The 20,401-nt window shown below is 70.4% G+C and carries 20 protein-coding genes; 9 read left to right on the top strand and 11 right to left on the bottom strand.

Annotation, left to right across the window (positions count from 1 at the left end; translation table 11 throughout):
• From HKK72_RS10100 to HKK72_RS10090, 3 genes are all read right to left on the bottom strand, one after another.
• On the bottom strand, positions 1-407 hold a 407-nt coding region (locus HKK72_RS10100; protein WP_187234021.1), incomplete at its 3' end, for a class I tRNA ligase family protein.
• 169 nt (positions 408-576) lie between these two features.
• Entirely contained in the window at positions 577-1,323 is a 747-nt protein-coding gene (locus HKK72_RS10095) for an SDR family NAD(P)-dependent oxidoreductase (RefSeq protein WP_187234020.1), read from the bottom strand.
• A 366-nt stretch (positions 1,324-1,689) separates the two neighbouring features.
• Positions 1,690-2,931 (bottom strand): glycosyltransferase family 2 protein, encoded by a 1,242-nt coding sequence (locus HKK72_RS10090; RefSeq protein WP_315987175.1) that lies wholly within the window; start codon positions 2,929-2,931, stop codon positions 1,690-1,692.
• Positions 2,932-3,210: 279 nt separating this feature from the next.
• On the opposite strand from HKK72_RS10090, the gene HKK72_RS10085 reads away from it, so the two are divergent.
• The gene (locus HKK72_RS10085) at positions 3,211-4,833 is read left to right on the top strand and encodes a glycosyltransferase family 39 protein (protein ID WP_315987174.1); all 1,623 of its coding nucleotides are present in this window, start codon (positions 3,211-3,213) and stop codon (positions 4,831-4,833) included.
• 103 nt (positions 4,834-4,936) lie between these two features.
• On the opposite strand, the gene rsmI is transcribed toward HKK72_RS10085, so the two are convergent.
• Positions 4,937-5,785 (bottom strand): 16S rRNA (cytidine(1402)-2'-O)-methyltransferase, encoded by an 849-nt coding sequence (gene rsmI / locus HKK72_RS10080; RefSeq protein WP_187234018.1) that lies wholly within the window; start codon positions 5,783-5,785, stop codon positions 4,937-4,939.
• 98 nt (positions 5,786-5,883) lie between these two features.
• Here rsmI and HKK72_RS10075 point away from each other — a divergent pair, with 98 nt between their 5' ends.
• The 4 genes from HKK72_RS10075 to HKK72_RS10060 all read left to right on the top strand — a co-directional run bounded on the left by HKK72_RS10075 (position 5,884) and on the right by HKK72_RS10060 (position 9,591).
• On the top strand, positions 5,884-7,458 hold the full coding sequence (locus HKK72_RS10075) for a dolichyl-phosphate-mannose--protein mannosyltransferase (protein WP_187234017.1): 1,575 nt from the start codon (positions 5,884-5,886) through the stop codon (positions 7,456-7,458).
• Between the two features lie 87 nt (positions 7,459-7,545).
• Positions 7,546-8,205: a class I SAM-dependent methyltransferase gene (locus HKK72_RS10070; RefSeq protein WP_187234016.1), complete on the top strand. Its 660-nt coding sequence runs from the start codon at positions 7,546-7,548 to the stop codon at positions 8,203-8,205.
• Between the two features lie 103 nt (positions 8,206-8,308).
• On the top strand, positions 8,309-8,917 hold the full coding sequence (locus HKK72_RS10065; protein WP_187234015.1) for an RNA polymerase sigma factor: 609 nt from the start codon (positions 8,309-8,311) through the stop codon (positions 8,915-8,917).
• A gap of 2 nt (positions 8,918-8,919) precedes the next feature.
• Positions 8,920-9,591: a hypothetical protein gene (locus HKK72_RS10060; RefSeq protein ID WP_187234014.1), complete on the top strand. Its 672-nt coding sequence runs from the start codon at positions 8,920-8,922 to the stop codon at positions 9,589-9,591.
• 87 nt (positions 9,592-9,678) lie between these two features.
• On the opposite strand, the gene HKK72_RS10055 is transcribed toward HKK72_RS10060, so the two are convergent.
• A complete protein-coding gene (locus HKK72_RS10055; protein WP_315987173.1) occupies positions 9,679-10,677 on the bottom strand; it encodes a LacI family DNA-binding transcriptional regulator in 999 nt (332 codons plus the stop codon).
• 98 nt (positions 10,678-10,775) lie between these two features.
• Between HKK72_RS10055 and HKK72_RS10050 the strand changes: the two genes are divergently transcribed.
• On the top strand, positions 10,776-11,981 hold the full coding sequence (locus HKK72_RS10050; RefSeq protein ID WP_187234012.1) for an MFS transporter: 1,206 nt from the start codon (positions 10,776-10,778) through the stop codon (positions 11,979-11,981).
• A gap of 108 nt (positions 11,982-12,089) precedes the next feature.
• On the opposite strand, the gene HKK72_RS10045 is transcribed toward HKK72_RS10050, so the two are convergent.
• The 3 genes from HKK72_RS10045 to HKK72_RS10035 all read right to left on the bottom strand — a co-directional run bounded on the left by HKK72_RS10045 (position 12,090) and on the right by HKK72_RS10035 (position 13,721).
• Entirely contained in the window at positions 12,090-12,668 is a 579-nt protein-coding gene (locus tag HKK72_RS10045) for an HhH-GPD-type base excision DNA repair protein (protein ID WP_187234011.1), read from the bottom strand.
• A 156-nt stretch (positions 12,669-12,824) separates the two neighbouring features.
• Complete coding sequence (locus HKK72_RS10040) at positions 12,825-13,118, bottom strand: hypothetical protein (RefSeq protein ID WP_187234010.1); 294 nt, start codon at positions 13,116-13,118, stop codon at positions 12,825-12,827.
• A gap of 9 nt (positions 13,119-13,127) precedes the next feature.
• Positions 13,128-13,721, bottom strand: coding sequence for a TetR/AcrR family transcriptional regulator (locus HKK72_RS10035; RefSeq protein WP_187234009.1), 594 nt, complete (start codon positions 13,719-13,721; stop codon positions 13,128-13,130).
• A 520-nt stretch (positions 13,722-14,241) separates the two neighbouring features.
• Here HKK72_RS10035 and HKK72_RS10030 point away from each other — a divergent pair.
• Positions 14,242-14,400 carry a hypothetical protein gene (locus tag HKK72_RS10030; protein WP_187234008.1) on the top strand — a complete coding sequence of 53 codons (159 nt, stop codon included), beginning with the start codon at positions 14,242-14,244 and terminating at the stop codon, positions 14,398-14,400.
• A 103-nt stretch (positions 14,401-14,503) separates the two neighbouring features.
• Here HKK72_RS10030 and HKK72_RS10025 read toward each other — a convergent pair whose 3' ends face one another.
• Positions 14,504-15,106: a hypothetical protein gene (locus HKK72_RS10025; protein WP_222720545.1), complete on the bottom strand. Its 603-nt coding sequence runs from the start codon at positions 15,104-15,106 to the stop codon at positions 14,504-14,506.
• Between the two features lie 216 nt (positions 15,107-15,322).
• On the opposite strand from HKK72_RS10025, the gene HKK72_RS10020 reads away from it, so the two are divergent.
• On the top strand, positions 15,323-16,240 hold the full coding sequence (locus tag HKK72_RS10020) for a magnesium transporter CorA family protein (protein WP_315987172.1): 918 nt from the start codon (positions 15,323-15,325) through the stop codon (positions 16,238-16,240).
• A 32-nt stretch (positions 16,241-16,272) separates the two neighbouring features.
• Here HKK72_RS10020 and xylB read toward each other — a convergent pair whose 3' ends face one another.
• Together xylB and xylA are read right to left on the bottom strand one after the other, a co-directional pair.
• Positions 16,273-17,655, bottom strand: a complete 1,383-nt coding sequence (gene xylB / locus HKK72_RS10015) for a xylulokinase (RefSeq protein WP_187234006.1) — start codon at positions 17,653-17,655, stop codon at positions 16,273-16,275.
• 144 nt (positions 17,656-17,799) lie between these two features.
• Positions 17,800-18,945, bottom strand: coding sequence for a xylose isomerase (gene xylA / locus HKK72_RS10010; RefSeq protein WP_187234005.1), 1,146 nt, complete (start codon positions 18,943-18,945; stop codon positions 17,800-17,802).
• Positions 18,946-19,053: 108 nt separating this feature from the next.
• Between xylA and HKK72_RS10005 the strand changes: the two genes are divergently transcribed.
• Complete coding sequence (locus HKK72_RS10005; RefSeq protein ID WP_261986695.1) at positions 19,054-20,373, top strand: ROK family transcriptional regulator; 1,320 nt, start codon at positions 19,054-19,056, stop codon at positions 20,371-20,373.
• The last annotated feature ends 28 nt before the right edge of the window (positions 20,374-20,401 follow it).

Raw genomic sequence — 20,401 nt, 5'->3', positions numbered from 1 at the left:
CGGCCGGTGGACGGCGAGATCGCCCCCATGGTGGTCTCGGGGAAGATGTAGCCGTTGTCGTAGAGGCCCTTGAAGATCTCCTGCACGACCGCGTAGTGGTTGCGCGTGCTGGTCCGGGTGAACAGGTCGTACGACATGCCCAGCGCATGGAGGTCGCCGGAGATGACCCGGTTGTACCGGTCGGCGAGTTCGCGGGCGCTCACGCCCTCCTTGTCGGCCTGCACCTGGATCGGCGTGCCGTGCTCGTCGGTGCCGCTGACCATCAGGACCTTGTTGCCCGCCATCCGCTGGTAGCGGCTGAACATGTCGCAGGGCAGCGCGAAACCGGAGACGTGCCCGATATGGCGGGGCCCGTTGGCGTACGGCCAAGCGGGCGCGGTCAGGATGTGTCGGCCAGACGTGGACATGGCACAAGCCTAGAGGGCTCGTCGCTCTGCCTCGCGCCAATATCCGCCACGAGGACGAGAACGCCCATCGGCCGGAGCGCCCGGAGCCGGCAGGACGACTCCTCGAACGGCCCCGGCCTGCTCCGTGATCGCCGTAGCGGAGCAGGCCCGGGGTGGTCTCGGGGCCTCGTCACACGGCGACGCGGCCGCCGTCGACGGGCAGGATCGCGCCATAGACGAAGCTCGATCGGTCGGTGGCCAGGTACGTGATGGCGTCGGCGATCTCCTCGGCGGTGCCGGCACGTCCGGCCGGCACGGTCGCGGCCAGCTCGTCGAGCGAGTCGCCCATCGCCGCGGTGCCCTCGGTGCGGGTCGGCCCGGGGCTCACCGCGTTGACGCGGACGCCGTGGGGCCCGTACTCGGCGGCCCATGCCTTCGTCAGCAGCACGAGTGCGGCCTTGCTGGATCCGTACAGGCCCATCTCGGCGGCCCCGATCTCCGCCACCATCGTGGTCACGTTGATGATCGCGCCGTGGCCGCGCTCCGCCATCATCGGTGCGAGCTCGGCCACGAGGAAGTACGGCACCTTGACGTTGAGGTTGAACACCGCGTCGAAGTCCCGCTCGCTGGTCTGCGCTGTGGGCCCGAACGGGAAGATTCCGGCGTTGTTGACCAGTATGTCCACGTGTCCGACCACTTCCCTGGCGCGGGCGGCCAGCGAACGTGCGCTGGCCTCGTCGAGGAGGTCGGCGGCCAGGAAGACCGCCCGGCCCCCGGCCGCGCGGATGTCCTTGGCCACCTGCTCGCCTCGGTACTCGTCCCGGCCGGACAGCACCACCTGGGCGCCGAGCCCGGCCAGTGCGACAGCCGTGGCCCGGCCGATGCCGCTGGTTCCACCGGTCACCAATGCTGTGGTCCCGGACAGTTCTGACGTCATGATGACTCACTTTTCCACCGTGTGAACAGCTGCTCGGGCCGAGCCGGCTCAAGGAGACGACCTGACCGAAAGGTGAAAGGCACGGAGCGGCGAAAGGCTTCCTACCAGGCGTTCCACACCTCTTATGGCCACGATAAGGGAGCCTTGTGCCCTGCTGTCGGCCGCCCTCACACCGGCGCGCGGCGGCGGACAGACCGCCCTCTTCAACGATCGCGACGAACGCGCGCATCTCCCGCAGTTCCACCCGCTCATCGCATCACGCGGCCCCGGGTGCGGGTCACCTGGGCCAGAGGGACGACGCGTCGGCGCGAAACCCGCATCGACATCGACGTCTGGCGACACGCCGCGACCCGCGTGTCCGCCGACCTAACTCGCGGGCTCGTCGACCTGCTCGGTCGCGACCTTGTGGGCGGCGGCGTCGACCAGGTCGGCGGCCTCTTCGGCCGGGTCGGTCAGCGGCGGGTGCGACCGGCGGCGGATGCCGAGGATGCTGATGAACAGCGATGCGAACACGACCTGGAAGCTCATGATCAGTCCGGTCGCCGACGGTACGACGAGCCGGATGGAGTGCCTGGGGTCGAGCTCGCCGAAGTTGTTCACCTTCCAGTGCAGGAGCGACGCGACCAGGCCGACCACGCCGGCCACGGCCAGCAGCCCGCCGATCACCAGTCCGCGCTCCAGGCTCCACCAGTCGATGATCTTCTGTACGCGCTTGTCGTGCGGAAGGAAGCCCTCCTCCATCGCGTACACCTTGGTCAACAGCGCGAAGATCACAGCCTGGAAGCCGATGACCAGCATCGCCGAAGCGCCGACCAGGGTGTCGACGTCGAAGGCGATGTCACCCACGCGCACCGGGCCGGCGGAGAGCGCGACCCCGGCCACGAGACCGAGCGTCATGAGCAGGAGGCCGGGGATGAGGAACAGCCAGCGCGGGCTGTAGAGCATGAGGAAGCGCAGGTGCCGCCAGCCGTCCCGCCAGGTGCTCAGGTGCGGCGCCCTGGTGCGGCCGTCCGGCGAAAGCGTGGTGGGCTGTTCGCGGATGTCGTATTTCGCGAGTGTGGCCTTCACCACCATTTCACTCGCGAACTCCATGCCGCCGGTCTGCAGCCCGAGCCGGATGATCGACTCCTTGCGGAACGCGCGCAGCCCGCAGTGGAAGTCGCCAATCTTGCTGCGGAAGAACAGCCGTCCTACGAAGCTGAGCACCGGGTTGCCGAGATACCGGTGTAGTGCGGGCATGGCGCCGGGCGCGATGCCGCCCTTGAAGCGGTTGCCCATGACGAGGTCCGCGCCGTCCCGTAGTTCCTCCACGAACGGCATGAGGGTCGCGAAGTCGTAGGAGTCGTCGGCGTCACCCATCGCGACATAACGGCCACGAGCAGCGCGAATACCGCCCATGAGGGCGTTGCCGTAGCCCTTCTCAGAGACCGGCACCACCCGGGCGCCGGCGTCCCTGGCGAGCTGCTGGCTGCCGTCGGTGCTGCCGTTGTCGGCGATGACGACCTCGCCGTCGATGCCGTGCTCGTCGAAGAAGGCGATCGTCTTACGCACGCATATCTCGACGGTTTCGGCCTCATTCAGGCATGGCATCACAACGGAGAGTTCCACGCGGTCTCCTTCGTTCCCCCGGATCGTCGACTGCGGGGTTTCGACTAACCTCGTCATGTCCCGAGGCTGGGCATGTAGGACTCGTACATGATGCCTGCCGCGGCGACGTGACGCGGGGCGCTCAGCGCAAGAGCCTCCCAATCGTGTTGCGAAGTTGCAACCTGAAGACCCACATTAGAGAGTCCACGGACGGCAGGCTGGGAATCAGCATACGGGCGGCGCGGCCCAGAAGGGTCGGGTCTGTTGACGAACATGGGTGAGCGTGGAGGAGGGTCCGCCGTGGCGGGGGCAACGTCGGACGGCACCGCCCTCGACGAGGCGGCACTCGAACGGCCGGTAAAAGAGTCGGAGATCACACCGTCGGTCACCGCCGAGTCGGCCGGACCCGGGTCTCCCTCCGAGCCGGCGGAGGCCGACCCCGAACGGCGGATCCGGGGCATCGGTTTCTGGGCCCTCGTCGGTCGCCATCGGCCCTTCACCGCCCTGCTGGTGGTCGGCGCGCTGCTGCGCGTGGTCACGCTGTTCGGCTACCGCCCGGCGATGTGGTTCAACGACTCCTACGACTACCTGCACGCGGCGATGCGGCCCTACCCGCACCCCATCAGGCCGAACGGGTACTCGTTCCTGCTCATGATCCTGCGGCCGTTCCACAGCTTCGCGCTGGTCGTGACGGTGCAGCACGTCATGGGCGTGGCCATGGCGGTCATGATCTACGCCTTGCTCCGGCGGCGGTTCGGCCTGCCGGGATGGGGCGCGGCGCTGGCGACGGCGCCGGTGCTGCTGGACGCGTATCAGATCCAGCTCGAGCACGTGATCCTCTCCGATGTGCCCTTCACCTTCCTGGTCGTCTCGGCGATCACTCTGCTGCTGTGGCGGGCGCAGCCGTCGTGGCAGGTCGGCGCGGCGGTCGGGCTCATCCTCGGCCTGGCGACGCTGACCCGCTCGGTCGGCCTGCCGGTGCTCGTCGCGGTCGCCGCCTTCATGGTCGTACGGCGGATGCGCTGGCGGGTGATCGCGGCGATGCTCGTCGTGTGCGCCCTGCCGATGGTGGCGTACATGGGCTGGTTCCAGGAGGTGCACGGCAAGTTCGCGATGACCGAGAGCAACGGGATCTTCCTGTACGCCCGGGTCTACAAGTTCGCGGACTGCGACAAGATCAAACCGCCGGTGCACGAGATCCCGCTGTGCGTCGAGCCACAGCACCGGCTGCCGTTCTCGCAGGACGGCATCTGGAACCGCGAGTCACCGCTGCTCCGCAACGAGCCGGAGCGGTTCACGCCGATGCAGAACAACCTGACCTCCGACTTCTCCAAGCGCGCGATCCTGGCACAGCCGGTCGACTACCTGAGGGTCATGGCAGGCGACTTCTTCCGGGTCTTCAAATGGGAGCGCACGGTCTTCCCCGACTGGGCGACGTACGAGCAGTACGAGTTCCGCAAGACCCCGCCGCCGCTGCCGGACTGGCGGATGAGCCGGGGCGCGACGGCCGCGCAGGAGGCCGCGCAGTACGAGCAGGGACGCGCCCGCCCGAAGGTCGTGGAGCCGTTCGCCGGCGTGATGCGCGGGTACCAGGACCACGTCTATCTCCGGGGCTCACTGCTCGGCGTGATCCTCCTGATCGGGCTGGCCGGCCTGGTGGCGTCCTGGCGGAGGTTCGGCGGCGCGGCGCTGCTGCCCTGGATAACGGCGGTGGGGCTGCTGCTCGCCCCGGCGGCCACCGCGGAGTTCGACTACCGCTACGTGCTGCCGACCGTGCCGCTCGCCTGTCTCGCGGCGGCGATCGCCTTCACCTCGCTGCCCCGCGAACGCCTGAGCCGGATCACCTGGCGGCGGTGGCGCCGCCGTGCCGAAGAGCAGGCACCGACCGAGGCCGAGCAGAAGCCCGAGCCGGTCGCCGTCTGAGCCCGGTACGGGCGAGCGGTCACCGTGCCGCTCAGCGTGGCGCCGTGCCGCCGGCCCGCTCATGCGATGCGGCGGACTCGCTCCCGTCGCCCTCAGGTCCGGGCTATCTCCGGGCGGCGACCACGGCGTCGTAGACCACGCGTTTGGGCAGCCCGTTCTCCTTGGCCACATCGGCGATGGCCTGCTTGCGGTGCTCACCGGCGGCCTCCCGGCCCGCCACCTCGGCGGCGAGCTCTGCGGGCCCGCTCAGCGCCGGGCGGGCCGGTGCGCCCCCCACGACGACGGTGATCTCCCCCCGGACGCCGTCCGCCGCCCAGGCGACCAGCTCCGTGAGCGGGCCGCGCCGTACCTCCTCGTAGGTCTTGGTGAGTTCGCGGCAGACGGCGGCCGGCCGGTCGCCGCCGAAGGCCTCGGCCATCGCCTCCAGGGCGGCGGCCAGCCGGTGCGGCGCCTCGAAGAACACCATGGTGCGCGGCTCGGTGCGGAGCGACTCCAGCCGCGAGGAGCGCTCACCGCCCTTGCGCGGCAGAAAGCCCTCGAAGCAGAAGCGATCGGTGGGCAGCCCGGAGATCACCAATGCGGTGGTGACGGCGGACGGGCCGGGCAGGACGGTGACGGGCACCCCCTGGTCAACGGCGGCGACCACCAGCCGGTAGCCGGGGTCCGACACGCCGGGCAGCCCGGCGTCCGTCACCACGAAGACGTCCCGGCCGCCGAGCAGCTCGTCCATCAGCTCCTGCTCGCGGGCACGCTCGTTCGCGTCGTAGTAGGACACGACCCTCGCGCGGATCTCGACCTCCAGATCCGCGGCCAGCCGGCGCAGCCGCCGGGTGTCCTCGGCCGCTATCACCTCGGCGGCGCGCAGGGCGCTGCGAAAGCGGTCCGACGCGTCCGCCGGGCGTCCGATCGGCGCGGCCGCGAGGATCAGTGTGCCCGTCTCATTCCTCGTCACAGCGCAATTCTCCCGGTACGGCGTCCGCGGTGGCGAGTCGGGCGGCCCGCGAGGGGGATTCCTGCTGAGCAACGTCGTCGCGCCCGTACGATGGCCGGATGGCGACGACGGAGATGGGGCCGACGACAAAGACCCTCGAACGGCACCGCCCGCCGTCGATGCGGGAATGGCTCGCGCCGTCCCTACCTGGCGACCGCCTGCTGGCCTGGATCGGACCGCTGATCATCACCGTTTTCGCGGCCTTTCTGCGCTTCGACCGGCTGTCGATCCCGAACGCCGTCGTCTTCGACGAGACCTATTACGCCAAGGACGCTCTGGCGCTGCTGAAGTACGGCTACGAGCACAACACGGTCAAGGACGCCGACGTCCTGCTCATCGAGCAGGGCGCCAAGGCGGCGGACAGCCGAATCTGGGCCGAGGGCGCCAGTTTCGTGGCCCACCCGCCGGCCGGCAAGTGGGTGATCGCCATCGGCGAGTGGATCTTCGGAGCCACTCCGTTCGGCTGGCGGTTCATGGCCGCCCTGTTCGGCTCGCTCTCCGTACTGATCATGTGCCGGGTCGCGCGCCGCATGACCGGGTCGACACTGCTCGGCTGCGCCGCCGGACTGCTGCTCGCCGTGGACGGCCTGCACCTGGTGACCAGCCGCACGGCGATACTCGACATCTTCGTCATGTTCTGGATCCTCGCCGGGTTCGCCTGCCTCGTCGCCGACCGGGACCGATCCCGCCGGGTGCTGGCGGACAAGCTCCAGGGCGATGACGAGAACGGCTTCGGGCCCTTCGTCTTCCACGGCTGGCGCATCCTGGCGGGCCTGTGCCTCGGCATGGCGTGCGCGACGAAGTGGACCGGCGTCTTCTACCTCGCCGCGTTCGGGATCATGGTGCTCCTGTGGGACATGGGGGCGAGGCGCGCCGCGCGGCTCCGGCATCCTTACACCGGCGCGCTGCTGCTGGACGCCGTGCCCGCGTTCGTGTCACTGGTCGTCGTCTCGGCGGTGACCTACGTCGCCTCGTGGTCGGGATGGATCTTCCACTCGGGTGGCTGGGGACGAGGCACCGTCTCGGGCAACGTCCTGCTGCGCCCGTTCGAGGCGATGCCGGACTTGTGGCGCTACCACAAGGCGGTGTGGAACTTCCACACGACGTTGCACGCCAAGCATCCGTACCAGTCATGGCCGTGGGACTGGCCGGTGCTGGGCCGGCCGGTCGCATTCTTCTACACCGAGCCGACGCAGGGCTGCGGCGCCACGAAGTGCTCGCGCGAGATCCTCGGCATCGGCACTCCGGCCATCTGGTGGGCGGCGCTGGCCGCCCTGCTCATGCTCGTCTACCTGTGGCTGCACCAGCGCGACTGGCGGGCCGGGGCGATCCTGCTCGGTTACGTCACAGGCTGGCTGCCCTGGTTCTACTACGCGATCGACAAGCGCACGATGTTCCTGTTCTACGCCACGCCGATGCTGCCGTTCATGGTGCTCGCCATCGTGCTCTGCCTCGGGCTGCTCATCGGGCCGGCCCGCGATACGGGTTCGCGACGGGTTCTCGGCACGGCCGTGGCCGGGGCCTACCTCCTGGTCGTCCTGGCCAACTTCCTGTACCTCTACCCGGTGCTCACGGCGAAGTTCATCCCATGGGAGGTCTGGCGCGACCACATGTGGCTCGACAGCTGGATCTGACCGCCCGCGCCGATCCACGTCCGCGTGCGGGCACCGCCTCCGCCAGGCGGCATGAAGGTCCGGGCCGGTCGCCTTAGAGTGAGGGCCGTGGCGGATCTGCGCGAGGCATGGCGGGCCGACCGGCTGCGGGCGATGGTCTACGACTTCGGCGTGCGGACGTACCCCATCAACGCGGTCGGAGCCCGGCTGCTGTGGGGCTACGACGTCAAGCGTCTCTCGCGCACCATCGGGCGACTCAGCGGCGAGCCCGACGACGTGACCGTCCTCGACCTGCCGTGCGGGGGCGGCGTCGCGTTCGCGGCACTGTCGCGCGGACGCCGGTTGCACTACGTGGCCGCGGATCTGTCCCCGATCATGCTCGATCGTGCCCGCGCCAACGCCCGCCGCCGCGGACTCGACCAGGTCGAGTTCGTCCAGACCGACGCCGGTTCGCTACCGTTCGCCGACCGATCCTTCGACGTCTGCGTCACCCTCAACGGGCTGCACTGCCTGGCCGACCCGGCCGGCGCGGTCGCCGAGTTCGCCCGCGTGCTGCGGCCGGGCGGAACGCTGCGGGGCACCACGATCGTCACCGGAACGGGCGGCCGCCGGGACAAGCTCGTCGGCGCCTTCCAGCGAAGGGGCTACTTCGGCCCGAGCGGCCATGCCGACGATCTGGGGCGCTGGCTGACGTCCGCAGGCCTCACCGACTCCGAGATCGACGTCGACGGGGCCGTGGCGACCTTCACCGCCCGCCGACCCCGTTGAGCCTCCGCCGGCCCTCCGCCTCCTGAGGGACTTCGCGTGAAGAAGGTCGGGACGGCCGGGCAATAACGGGTGTTCACGCCATGACACGGAAGGCCGCGGATGTATGACCGTCACCCTCCCTCCCCCGGACCCCCACGTAGAAGATCTTCCCGAACCGAGCGACGCCGCCCTGATTGCCCTGTCCCACGATGACCCCGAGCGATTTGCGGCGATCTTCGACCGGTACTTCTCGGAGATCCGGCGGTATGTCGCCTCCCGGCTGGGCGGCGGCCCGGCCGACGATGTCGCCGCAGAGACGTTCCTCACCGCCTTCGCACAGCGGCATCGTTACGACGCCGCACGGCCTTGCGCCCGCGCCTGGCTGTACGGCATCGCCACCAACCTGGTCCGGCGACACCGCCGCACCGAGATGCGGGCGTACCGGACCCTCGAACGCACGCCCGTCGAGACCGACGGTGGCCATGCCGAACGGGTCGCCGACCAGGTCAGCGCCCAGCAGATGCAGCCCCGTCTCGCGGCGGCGCTGGCGAGGCTGTCGGCCGGCGACCGCGATGTCCTGCTACTGGTCGCCTACGGCGAGCTGAGCTACGAGGAGGTCGCGCTCGCGCTCGGCATCCCGGCCGGAACCGTCGGTTCGCGGCTCAACCGGGCGCGGCGGCAACTGCGCCGGGGCCTCGGCCATGATCCCCTCGTCCCAGGAGACACGGAGTGACGATGAACGAGATGCAGATGCTGAGGGACCACCGCGACAGCCGGCCGGACACCACACCGGCATCGGTCACGCAGGCCCGGGCCCGGCTGACCGCCCATGCCCGCTCCGAAAGCGCGCGCACCCGCCGACCGGCTCTGTCTCACGGGAGACGCTACGTGCTGGCCGCCGTGGGCGTCGCCGGTGCCGCCATGGCCGCCTTGATCGCTCCCGCCGTGCTCGGCGGGGGCCACTCCGACCAGGCGTACGCGGTGGAGCGGCTGCCCGATGGCAAGATCAAGGTCACACTGCGCGAGTTCACCGACTCGGCCGCGCTCCAGCGCAGGCTCAACGCCATGGGGGTGCGCGCGGTGGTCACCTATCTGCCCCGAGACGCGCGGTGCACCGAACCTCGCGCCGCACTGGTCGACGGCCCCCAGCCCCTCGTGGTGGACCACCGCAACCCCTTCCCGCCCCACCCCGGACGGGTCAGGCTCGGGGACCTGACGTTCTACATCCACCCGGACCGCATCGGGCCCGGGCAGACGCTGGTGTGGACCATGAACTACGACCGCGACCTGCGTTTTCGGAACCGCGCCTTCGCGTTCTCCACGAACGCATACCTCGCCCGTGGTCCCGTACGGCCCTGCGAACCCATCATGAGCGACTCTCACCCGCCCATTCGCACGCCGCGATGAGACGGCCGACCTCATCTCGATCAAGGATCGGAGCACCTCCAGGTACCGCGGTCCTTGATCGAGATCGGAGGGCCGCAAACTCTGTGACTAGCCGCGCGGGGCGGCGGCCGTGGAGGCGCGGATGACGAGCCGGCCGGGAAGGGACACCGAACCCGGCCGGCGGCCGTCCAGAAGCTCCAGCAGGGCGGCCATCCCCCGGGCGCCGAGTTCCTCGGCCGGCAGCCGTACGGTGGTCAGCTCGGGCTCGACCGCCGCCGCGATCAGCATGTCGTCGAAGCCGGTGACGGACACGTCGGCGGGCACGTCGAGGCCGCGCCCGCGCGCCGCCTTGCAGGCGCCCGCGGCGATCAGGTCGTCGTCACAGACCAGCGCCGTCGGGCGATCGGGCCGGTCGAGCAGCCGGCCGGCCGCCGTGCGGGCCGCACTGATCTCGATCTCGGTATGGTCGCGCAGGAGTTCACCGCCGGGCAGGTCGCGCACCGCCGCCGAGAGCACTTCGGCCCTGGCCCGGAAGGTCCACGCGTCCACCGCCGCCGCCACGTGGCCGATCCGGCGGTGCCCGAGCGCGGCCAGGTGCCCGGCGACGGCCCGCATTCCCTCGGCCACGTCGAAGTTGACCGTGGGGGCCTCACCTTCCGGGTCGCTGTCCAGCATCACCCGAGGGAGCGGATCGAGCCCGTCGAGGACGTCGACGGCCATCGACGACGCCAGGATCCCGTCGATCGCCTCATGTGCCGCGGCGAAAGGATTCTCCGCCGGGCCGGCGACGTCGGGCCATGGGTACACCACCACTCCGAAACCGTGCTCGGCGGCGACGCGAGCGGCACCGGTGTAGACCGCCCCGAAGAACAGGCTGGACAGGGTGGGTACGACGAGGAGCACCGTCCTGGTCTGGCCCAGTCGCAGGCTTCGCGCGGCCAGATTCGGCCGGTAGCCGAGCCGGTCCGCCGCCTCCCGTACGGCCTGCGCGGTGCCGTCCGAGATCCGCCCCGCGGCCTTGCCGGCCAGCACGATCGACACCGTCGACTGCGAGACGCCGGCGGCCTGCGCCACGTCCTTGCTGGTCGGTCGCCCGCTCTTGGGCACGGCATCATCCTCCATCTCGCCGGGACTCAGACTAGAGCTCCGACCCACTTTAGTGATACGTATGACTGCGTAAGTAATACGTATGACTTGGAGGTCGGATGCGGGGCTATGTGGAGTTCCTGCGGACGCCGTACGCCGCTCGGCTCCTCAGCGGCACCCTGCTCGGGCGGCTGCCGACCGGCATGGGCGCGCTCGTCGTCGTGCTGTTCACCCGGGCCGAGGGCGGCGGATACTCCCTGGCCGGAGCGCTGGCGGCCCTCCACGGCCTCTCCGCCGCGGCCGGGCAGCCGGTGCTCGGCCGGGCCATGGACCGGCTCGGTCAGACCCGGGTCCTGCTGAGCGGTGCGCTGCTCGCGGCGGCGGGGTTCACGCTGTTCGCCGTCGTGGGCATCGACCCGCTGCCCGTCGCGATCGGCGCCGTGGTGCTGGCCGGGTTCGCGACCCCGCCGCTCGAACCCGGGCTGCGTGCCCTGTGGCCGGACATCCTGCCCGGTCCCGAGCAGGTCCAGGCGGCGTACGCCCTCGACGCCGCCGCACAGGAGATCATCTTCACCACGGGTCCGCTGCTCGTGGTGGCCGCGGCGGCGTTCTCGCCGGAGGCGGCCGTGCTGCTCACCGGGGCGCTCGGGGTGGCCGGAACGCTGGTGGTCGCCTCGGCCCGGCCGTCGCGCGCCTGGCGTGCCCAGCCGAGGGCGGCCGACTGGGCCGGGCCCTTGCGCTCCGCCGGGCTGCGGCTGCTGCTCCTCGCCCTCTCGGCGGTCGGGGTGGCCCTGGGCGTGCTGAGCGTGGCCGTGGTCGCCTACGCCGACCGCCACGGGTCGGAGACGGTGTCGGGCCTGCTGCTCGCGGTGAACGCGGGCGGCGCCCTGGTCGGTGGCCTGGTCTACGGCGCCCGGCCGAGGACCGGCCCGGCGAACCGCCGGCTGCCCCTGCTGATGACCGGGCTCGCCCTGGGTTACCTGCCGCTCATGATCGCACCGGCACTGCCGCTGATGGTGGCCTTCGCGTTCGTCAGCGGTATCTTCCTGGCTCCCGTGCTGGCCTGCAGCTTCGGCATCGTCGACTATCTCGCGCCGCGCGGCACGGTCACCGAGGCGTTCGCGTGGATCGTCGCCGCCATGGGGGGCGGTGCAGCCATCGGCGCGGCCGTCGCGGGGGTCTCCAGCGATCTCGCGGGGGTCTCGGGCGCGTTCGCCCCAGCGGGCATCGGCGGAGTGCTCGCCCTCGGCCTGTGCCTCCTCGGCCGCCACCTACTACGCCCCGCCGAACCGGCGACGGCCAAGACCGAGGCCCACGCCGCGTGAGATGACGAAGAATTGCATGATCACGGAAGGGCAGGCGCCCACGTCCCCGCCGTGATCATGCAGTTGTTCGCGGCGGCGACGGCATCCGCGTGTTGTACGGCCGGTCGGTCAGGACTTCTTGGCGGCCTGTTTGGCCGCCTGCTTGAAGGCTCGGACCTTTTCCAGCGATTCGGGGTCGGTGATGTCGGCGATCGAGCGGTGCGAGCCCTCCTCGCCATAGGCGCCCGCGGCCTCACGCCAGCCTTCGGGCGTCACGCCGAACTGCTTGCCCAGCAGCGCGAGGAAGATCTGGGCCTTCTGCCTGCCGAAGCCGGGGAGGTCGTTCAGCCGCTTGAGCAGTTCCTTGCCGCTTCCGGCCTCGTGCCACACCGCGGACGCGTCGCCGTCATAGTGCTCGACCAGGTACTGGCAGAGCTGCTGCACCCGCTTGGCCATGGACCCCGGATAGCGGTGCACGGCGGGCTTGTCCGACAGCAGCGCGGCGAACCCGTCCGGGTCGTAGCCGGCGATCTCGTGGGCGTCCAGATCGTCACGGCCCAGGCGCTGCGCGATGGTGTAGGGGCCGGAGAACGCCCACTCCATCGGGATCTGCTGGTCGAGCAGCATGCCGACCAACGCGGCCAGCTGGCTGCGGCCGAGCAGTTCGTCGGCCTCCGGCCGCTGCGTGAGCCGAACTGTGATGTCCATGGGCAGTCAGGGGCACGATGTCCGTGGGTCGGACCCGTTGTCCCCATCCCCCTTTCACTGCGATTTTCCCGCATGGGCGGCGGTGGCGCTGCCCGAGTCCATGGGAAGAGGTGTCCACGTCCTCGTCGCGTGGGGCATCCACGCCGCCGCAAGCGGCTACCGGGACGGCTCGCGTCGTCCGAAGGCGCCCGGGCCCGCGTGGAACAGACCGATGAGGAGAACACCAAGGGCGGCGGAGCCGAAGGACCACGCGGGATCCCGATCGCCCTGTGCCCGGTACAGCAGCAGTGCCGCGATCACCAATCCGGCCCAGCCGCCGATGAGGTTCGGGACGGGCCCGTTACCGGTCAGATTCGGATACCGCTTCCTGGTGATGCCGTGCACGAAGTGCGGGAACGCGTTCCCGCCGACTACTCCGCCGAGAAAGCCGAGAATGATCGCCGGCCACATGAGAGCTCCTCATCGCTTACGTGCCTGATGGTCGAGCAGGGGAAGCAGCACCGCATCGACGAGATGACCGATGAAGTCGTCGTCGAGCGGCTCCCCCGTGACGAACAGCCGTGCGAACAACATGGCGGAGCTGATCTCCACGAACAGCGTGTGGTCGACCGTCACCGGCAAGTCCCCCCGCGTGACCGCTCGGGCGATGACCTCACCGAAAACCTCGCCCTTGTCGTCGACGACCTGCGCCCGCACCGTACGGGCCAGTTCGGGATCGCGGCGCATCGCGATCATCAGCCCGAGGATGAGCGAGGCGTCCTGGCCGACGAGCCCGGTCCGCATGACGTGCAGCACGGCCAGCAGATCCTGACGCAGTTCCCCGGTGTCGGGCGGCGTCATCATCGCCCGGCCTCCGGCATGCCGCTTGATCGCCGTCACCACGAGTTCGGCCTTGCCGGGCCACCTGCGGTAGATCGTGGCCTTGCTGGCCCGAGCGCGCGCGGCCACCCCGTCCATGGTCATCTGGTCGTAGCCGACCTCTGCCAGCAACTCCAGCGTGGCCAGCAGGATCGCTTCCTCCCGTGCCTCACCGCGCCCTCGTACAGTCGACATCCGCCATCCTCGTTCGAAACGAAACCGATTCGTACACTAGCCTGGCCATGAAGTGTACGCAATCGTTTCGCTGTGGTAGGGCGAGTGCCGGCCGGGGCGGGCGCAGGAGCTTTGCAGATCGCTCGCTGGGCGGCGGCGACGGCGCTCGCTGGACGGCCGGTGTAGAACGCGATCGACGCCATGGCATCGGTGGTCCAGGCGCACAGTTCGTCGTGACCGGCGTGGTCGGCATGCGCGAAGGCGTCGATCGCCCACGCCTCTGCCGACAATGCCTCCCCGAGGCAGTGGGCGAGCCATGCCATCAGCTCCGACAGCCATGCGGCCGGGTGAACTCCATCGCCTCGGCGGCGGCGTCGCGCAGCGCCCGGCGAAGTAGCTCGGGGCCCGCGACACCGCGACGCCTAGCTTCAGGGCGTCTCGACGTCTCGTGGGGTCGGCCTCCTCGGTGGACCCGTTCGGAATGTTCACTGCAAGTCACCGATTCATCCCTTACGGCGCGATAGGCAAGGAGCGGCTCACGGTGCACGCACGACCATCCTGGGAACCCCCACGGCTCTACTCATGGACTCTGCTGTCCATCGGATCCGGCGCGCCGCACGTCGGTGCTCTCGGCGTGACCGACGATCGCGCACGCGCGCTGCGGCGGGCCGGCGAGGCGCTGAGCGACACCGGGCACTGAATAACGGTGTGTTCGATGGCCCCTCCAAGGGCCACCGAACACACCGCACCGGTCACGAACGCACTACGCACTCGACTTCGGCTCCCGACTCACGGGTCTCGGCTCACGGCGCATTCAGGTGGCGGGCCCACGGCGGGATCGGGTTTCCGTGCCGCCGCATGAGCTGCAGCCGCTCGCGATAGCGGGCCACGTCGGGTGCCATCGCGGCGAACCACCCGCTGACGCTGTCCCATCCCCGGATGACGGCCTCATCCGCCGCGATCAGCCAGACCGGCGGATCCCCCGACGTCAGATCCGTTCCGTCGATGACGTGGAACGTCTGTGCCTGGTGGACGACGAGGACGTACATCCCCTGCGCGTCGGCGAACGGATTCGGCAGCCGGTCCAGCGTCGCGAGGGCGTGGGACTTCACCGCACCGCCGTCCAGTGCCGTGCCGAAGGAACTACCGGCCAGCCAGAGCGCCGATCGGGTTCCGATGAGGCGGTAGACCTGGCGCAACGCGGCGGGCAGGACCTTGACGCCCTGCGCGGCGGCCATCTCATCGATCTGTTCGCCCGACGCGCCCGAGACCGCGTCGGGCCGCAGGCCGTCGGAAAGCACCTGATGAAAAGTCGCGTGAATCCGCCCCGTCACGTAAGGAGTGGATTCCACGGTTTGATCATAAGTTCCGGGGTGCGAAACCGGTGGCACGATGTCCGGGAACAATCCCCCATTTGTAGGTCTGACGCGATGGTGCGACGGTTCCCCGCGCCGCCGCACCGACCCGCTAACGCGCGTGCCCGGCGGACACGGTAAACAAAGGTCATGGAAGAGACCTCTTCTCCCCAGCACTCGACCTCGCGCTCAAGCGACCGGATCGGGACGCACCCGCCGCGGACCAGGGTCTGGCGTGATGGGCGCCTGGAGGCGGAGGGCTTTCCGGTGGCACAGATCAGCGACTACCTCGACGAGTCCGACACGATGGTCTGGCTGGACCTGTGCGCTCCCCAGCAGGACGAGCTGCGCACCGTCAGCGACGAACTCGGCTTGGAGGCTCTGGCGATCGAGGACGCCGTCAGCCGGCACGAGCGCGCCAAGCTGGACCGCTATCCGGGCCATCTGTTCCTGAACGCCTACGACGTACGGCTCGACAGCGGCAGCGGCCGGCTGCTGACCTCAGAGGTGTCGGCGTTCGTCACCGAGCGTGCCGTGGTGACGGTACGACAGGATCCGGACTTCGACGTCGACGAGCTGACCCGACGGTGGGACGCGGACCAGCGGCTCGCGGGGCACGGCGTCGCGTATCTCCTGCACGGGCTGCTGGACATGGTCGTGGACCGGCATTTCGCGGCCGTGCAGGACATGGACGGCAAACTGGAGGACCTCGAGGACCTGCTGTTCGACGAGCGGACCCCCGACCGCACGATGCAGCGGTACAGCTTTCAGTTGCGCAAGAGTCTCGTGCTGCTGCGGCGGGTCGTGCTGCCGATGCGAGAGATCGTCAACACCCTGATGCGGCGGGATCTGGACATCGTCCCCGAGGCCATGGCGCCTTTCTACCAGGACGTCTACGACCATGTGCTGCGGGCGACGGAGTGGACCGAGAGCCTGCGCGACCTCGTGACGACCATTCAGGAGACCCGCATCGCGCTGCAGGGCAACCGGCTCAACGAGGTGATGAAGAAGGTCACGAGCTGGGCCGCGATCATCGCGGTGCCCACGGCGGTCACCGGCTTCTACGGCATGAACGTGCCGTACCCCGGCTTCGACCAAGAGTGGGGAGTGCTCACGAGCGTGGTCGTCCTCATCGTCACCGGTGTCGGCCTGTGGGTCGTCTTCAAACGCCGGGACTGGCTCTGATCATTGACCGCACGGTCGTGCGCGGAGGTCACTCAAGGACGGTCGAGGATGTGGTCACGGGCCTCGGCGTAGCGCTCCCGGAGCGCTTCGGCGGGGTCGGCCTCGTACGTCATGAATCCGGTGCCGGTCCGGCTCGGCGGCTCGTCCCCGCCGACCAGCGTCCAGGCCGCCTGCCGCGCCGCGCCCTCGGCGACGTACTCCCCCGGCGGGGGCACCAGCACGGGCCGGCCGAACACCGTGGGCGCTATCCGGCGTACCGCTTCCGACCGCGCCGCCCCGCCGACCAGAAGGACCCGCCGGATCTCGACACCGTGCTCGACGATCGCGTCGAGCCCGTCCGCGAGGCCGCACAGCATGCCCTCGACGGCCGCCCGGGCGAAATGCTGCGGGGTCGAATTGCCAAGGCGCAGCCCGTGCACCGACCCGGTCGCGTCAGGCCGGTTCGGGGTGCGCTCCCCCTCCAGGTAGGGCACCATCACAAGGCCCTCCGCACCGGCGGGCGCGGCCAGCGCGAGCTCGGACAGCCGCTCGTGATCAACGCCGAGCATGCGGGCGGCGGCGTCGAGCACTCGCGCCGCGTTGAGCGTGCACACGAGCGGCAGGTAACGGCCGGTGGCGTCGGCGAAGCCCGCGATGATCCCGGTCGGGTCGGCGCACGGCCGGTCGGCCACCGCGAACACCGTGCCCGACGTGCCGAGCGACACCACGACGTCTCCGTGACGAGCACCCAGACCGAGCGCCGCCGCCATGTTGTCGCCGGTGCCGGCCGACACGATCGCTCCTTGCCCGGTACGGCCGGCCGAGGCGGACGGGCTCAGCACCCGCGGCAGCTCGGGCACGTGCCCGAGCGCCCGGCGCAGCAGGTCGGGCCGGTACTCGCCCTCGGCCGGTGACCAGTAACCGGTGCCGGAGGCGTCCCCCCGGTCGGTCACCAGCTCTCCGGTGAGTCGCCAGGTCAGGTAGTCGTGCGGCAGGCACACCCTGGTCGTACGGCCGGCGGCCTCGGGCTCGTGCTCGGCGAGCCAGCGCAACTTGGTCACGGTGAACGACGCCACCGGGACACTGCCCACGGCCTCGGCCCACGCCTTCTGCCCACCGAGTTCGGCGATCAGATCCTCCGCGGCCCCGGCCGAACGGGTGTCGTTCCACAGCAGCGCCGGACGTACGACCTGGTCGTCCTCGTCGAGGCACACCATGCCGTGCTGCTGCCCGGCCACTCCCACCGCGACGACGTCGTCCAGCCCACCGGCGGCCTCGCCGGCCTCCGACAGCGCGTCCCACCAGGCGGCGGGATCCGCCTCGGTCCCGTCGGGATGCGGCGACTGGCCGCGCCGGAGCACCACTCCGGACTCCGCGTCACAGACCACGACCTTGCACGACTGGGTCGAGGAGTCGACCCCGGCGACGAGCGGCATGTCGGCGTGCTTCCTTTCGTCTTCGGCCCCGGCGTCGGCCGGCCTTGTCGAGCCGCGCGCCCACCGGCCCCCGCCGCGATGGGCGCCGCGCCCCGATGGGCCTCGCTCGGCGGCGAGGCCCGGTTCTCAATGGCGTCGAGCCGGTCAGCGGGCTCCGAGCAGATGTTCCATGGCGAGCTGGTCCAGGTGGGTGAAGTGGTAACCGCGCGCCGCTGCGGCGTCGAGGTCGAAGTCATCACCGGCCAGCGACTCGTAGGTCTCACCGGGCGCCAGCGTGGGAACGGCGAGCTCGTCGACGCGCGAGGCCCGCAGCGCCTCCTGCACCTCGGGGTCGGCGCGGAACGCCAGGGCGCGCTCCTTGAGAATCAGGTAGTTGCGCATGTTGGCGGCCGCCGACGTCCACACGTCCTCGGCGTCCTCGGTGCGCATCGGCTTGTAGTCGAAGTGCCGCGGGCCCTCGTACCCACCCTGCTCCAGCAGGTCGACCAGGAAGAACGCGCTCTTCACGTCGCCGGTGCCGAACACCAGGTCCTGGTCGTACTTCGGGCCGTGCTGGCCGTTGAGGTCGAGATGGAAGAGCTTGCCCTGCCAGAGCGCCTGGGCGACTCCGTGCACATAGTTCATCCCGGCCATCTGCTCGTGGCCGACCTCGGGGTTGAGCCCCACCATCTCCTCGTGCTCCAGCATGGAGATGAACGCGAGCGCGTGGCCGATGGTGGGCAGCAGGATGTCACCGCGGGGCTCGTTCGGCTTGGGCTCGAGCGCGAACCGGATGTCGTAGCCCTTGTCGATGACGTACTGGCACAGCAGGTCCATACCCTCCTTGAAGCGGTCGAGGGCGACCCGTACGTCCTTGCCGGCATCGATCTCGGCGCCCTCGCGGCCGCCCCAGAAGACGTACGTCTTGGCGCCCAGCTCCGCCGCGAGGTCGAGATTGCGGATGACCTTGCGGATCGCGTAGCGGCGGATGTCCCGGTCGTTGGAGGTGAAGCCGCCGTCCTTGAACACCGGGTGGGTGAACAGGTTCGTGGTCGCCATCGGGACGACCAGGCCGGTCGCGTCGAGCGCCTTGCGGAAGGCGGCGATCGCCTTGTCGCGGTCCGGCTCGACGGCGAGCAGGTCGTCGTCATGGAAGGTGACGCCGTACGCCCCCAGCTCGGCAAGCCGGTGGACGGCTTCGACGGGGTCGAGCGGGGCCCGGGTGGCGTCACCGAAGGGGTCACGGGCCTGCCAGCCGACCGTCCACAGTCCGAAGGTGAAGCGGTCGGCCGGGGTGGGGTCGTAGGCCATGGGTCCTCCACAGATCAAACTCGGATCATTCGTCAACTGTATGGACTAATAAAGTCTCACAGGCCCGGGATCGTCAAGATGCCGGGGCCCATTGATTAGTCTTGAGACATGCTCAATAGCGGTGCGGGAAACGGGGCGAGGCGCCGCGCCCCGTCCGAGGGCGGGTTCGACGGCCAGTCCGACAACACGTTCAACGACACGTTCAACGGCGGCCCCGTAAGGCACGGCACCATGCGGGAGAACAACCTCGCCGTCGTGCTCGGCGAGGTCGTACGGCACCAGCCTGTCACCCGAGCCAGGCTCGCCGACCTCACCGGGCTCACCAAGACGACCGTCTCCAATCTCGTCGCGGTGCTGGCCGACGGCGGGCTCGTGCAGGACGGCGGTCTCGTGCGCGAGGGCGAACGCGGCCGCCCCGGCGTCGCCGTCTCGGTCAACGGCGACGGCGTCGCCGGCCTGGGGCTCGAGGTCAACGTCGACTACCTGGCCGCCTGTGTCCTCGATCTCGGCCGCCGGGTGCGGCACCGGCACCTGATCGCGACCGACAACCGGGGCCGGTCGCCCGAAAAGGTCATCGAGGCCCTCGCGCGACTGGCCGGCCAGGCCATCGGTTCGGCCGCCGAGCAGGGGCTGACCGTCGCGGGAGCGGTCGTGGCCCTGCCCGGCGTCCTCGACCGCCGCAGCGGCTGGCTGCGCACGGCGCCCAATCTCGGCTGGTCCGAGGTGCCGACCAGGGCGCTGTTGGAGGCCGGGCTGCCTGCGCTGCGGCTGCCCCCCGACCAGGACAACGAGGCCAACCTGGGTGCCCTCGGCGAACTCTGGTTCGGCGCCGGCCGCGAACTCGGCGACTTCGTGCACGTGTCCGGCGAGGTCGGCATCGGCGCGGGCATCGTCGTGTCCGGCCGGGTCTTCCGCGGCGCCCACGGCTTCGCCGGCGAGCTCGGCCACATCGTGGTCGAGCCCGGCGGCCCGCCCTGTACGTGCGGCGGCCGGGGCTGCCTGGAGCAGATCGCCGGGCAGGAGGCCGTGCTGCGCGCCGCCGGGCTGACCGACGCGCGGACGCCCGTGCCGACGACCGTCGCCGCCGATCCCGACGGCCCCATGGCCGCGCTGCTGGAGTCGCTGCGATCCGGCGACGACCGGGCGGTCGCGGCGGTCGGGCGAGCCGGACACGCGCTCGGCTCGGCGCTGTCGGCGGCGGTGAACCTCCTCGACCCGGACTCGGTCGTCCTCGGCGGGATCTTCTCCCCGCTGGCTCCGTGGGCGCGACCCGCCGTACAAGAGGCGCTCGCCGCCGCGACCGCCGTGACCCGCGGCCGGACCCCGTCGGTGGTGGTGTCGCGGCTGGCCGGTGACGCCGCGGTGCAGGGCGCCGCCGGGCTCGTCATCGAACGCGTCATCGCCGACCCCGCCCGCCTCTGGCCCTGATCCCCTCCGCGTCCGGCGCGCCGATGTG

The organism is Actinomadura sp. HBU206391 (assembly GCF_014323665.1).
Lineage (GTDB): Bacteria > Actinomycetota > Actinomycetes > Streptosporangiales > Streptosporangiaceae > Actinomadura_C.
This window is presented reverse-complemented; position numbering and strand designations above follow the sequence as displayed.